2 protein-coding genes are annotated in these 1,931 nt (G+C 72.4%); both read right to left on the bottom strand.

The features are described from left to right. The coding region (locus ACNAW0_RS30290; protein WP_416291462.1) for an FtsK/SpoIIIE domain-containing protein at positions 1-1,311 on the bottom strand (1,311 nt) is incomplete at its 3' end. A gap of 3 nt (positions 1,312-1,314) precedes the next feature. Then, a complete protein-coding gene (locus tag ACNAW0_RS30295) occupies positions 1,315-1,773 on the bottom strand; it encodes a hypothetical protein (RefSeq protein WP_416291463.1) in 459 nt (152 codons plus the stop codon). Positions 1,774-1,931 lie beyond the last annotated feature (158 nt).

The following is a 1,931-nucleotide window of genomic DNA, read 5'->3' on the forward strand; positions in this document are numbered from 1 at the left end:
ACCGTCGATGACCACGAACCCGACACCCGGCAGGCCCTGGGGGATGCGGTCGCACAGCGCTCCCCGGTCCCGCATCCCGTCCCCGAGCACCAAGTCCACCTGCGCCGCCTCAGCCAGCCGCAGGCCGATACGGGTCGGGAACAGGTCCCGGAACGGCAGCACCTCCTTGCGCGGGTCCTGAATCGCCGCGACGACGTGCACGCCGACCGCGCGCCCTTGGCTGAGCAGGATGGACAGGGCGGCCTTGATCCGGTCCTTGAGCTGCCGGTCGGTGAGGTAGGCGGTCAGGTTCGCCAGCTCATCGATGACCAGGACGATCAGCGGCTCATCCGGGGTCGGGGTGTGCTGGCGGGTCCGACCGCGCAGGTTGCTCGCCCGATCCTTGGCGACGGTGGCGGCTTCCTCGATCAGCCCGGCCATGGCCGCGTAGTCCTTGCAGGCGAACCGGGCGAACATCGGCGCACCGATCCCGAGTTCCATGCCGCCCTTCGGATCCAGGCCCCACAGTTGGACGAGCCCGGAGGTGACCCCGGCGGCGAGGGACCGGACCACGGACCAGATGACCGAGCCCTTGCCCGACCCGGTGGCGCCCACGACCAGGACCTGAGTGCCGAACAGCCGCAACGGGTAGCCGTCGCCGTCCTCCTGACGACCGACCGGGAGGGCGGTGAACTCGGGCACCGCCGGCACCGGCAGCGGACGGACCACCCGGGCGAGAGGGTCACCTCGGTAGAGGTGCAGCAGCACCACATCCGGCCGAGGACCGGGCACGGCCTTGACCTGGCGGACACCGAAGGTGTGGGCGAGGCGTTCCGCCGCCTTGGCGAAGTCGTCCGGGATCTGGCCAGTGACCATCCGCACCGTCGCCACGTCCACCCCGGCCGCGCAGCGAACCTTCCGCAGCACGGGCAGGACGGTGTGGGAGTCGAAGGACACCGCGAGGCGGGCGGTGACCATCGCGGCGTGCCAGTTGCGCCGGTACAGCCACCGCCGGAAGCGGGACAGGACCGGGTACCAGCCGAAGCGCAGGAAGGTCGGCCGATGTCCGTACCACCAGCCGGCGGCAGCCGACCCGATGCCGCCCACGGTCAGGGCGGGGCCAGCCCATCCGTACTCGGCGTACAGCCAGGTCAGGCCGGTGGCCGGGGCGGTCACGTACCAGTACCGGCCGGCCAGGACCGTCATCCGGGCCACGGCTTTGGCACCCCACCACGACAGGGCCAGCCACAGCGGGATGCGGATGATCGGGGTCCGCAGGTTCAGGGGCGCTTCCTCGATCCGCTGACCACGGATCACGTTCACCAACGGCATCGCTCAGCCCTCCCCCACCGTGGCGGCGAACAGCGATGCCTGCCCCGGCGAACCGGGACGACGACGCACGACGCGGCGGCGGACCGCCGGGCGGGTCGGCATCAGCGCGGCCAGATCGACCGGCCCCGACTCCGGAGCGGGAACGTGACGGGTCATGGTCGGCAGCCACTGGCCACGGCCGAGCACGGCGCGGAGGTCGACGCGGTCGGAGACGTGCGGGGCGATCAGGTCCGGGTCGAGGTGGCGCAGCTTCACCACCGTCCGGGCGAGGGCAGCGGCAGCGGCGGAGATCTCCACCAGGGCGGCGACGCGGACGGCGTCGGCCGGGACGGTGGTGTAGACCTCGCGGGCGGCCCGGATACCGGGGCCGGCGAGGCGCATCACGGTGCGGCGGTGCGTCTTGCGGCGAGGGGCGAGGCGCGGGTTTCCGGCGATGCGGGCAGCGTCAGCTAGCGTGGGCATCAGCCCAACTCCTTCCAACGAGTGCGGGTGGGGCGCGGGGCGGGGATCGACTTGGCGGAAGAGGCCCGCCCCGCGCATCCGAATCTGGTCAGGCCGCCTGCTTGATCGCGGCGGCTTCCGACATGGCACCGGCGCGGATCGACCACGCCTGACGCGCC

This window comes from Micromonospora sp. SL1-18 (assembly GCF_047921505.1).
In the GTDB taxonomy this organism is placed as follows: domain Bacteria; phylum Actinomycetota; class Actinomycetes; order Mycobacteriales; family Micromonosporaceae; genus Micromonospora.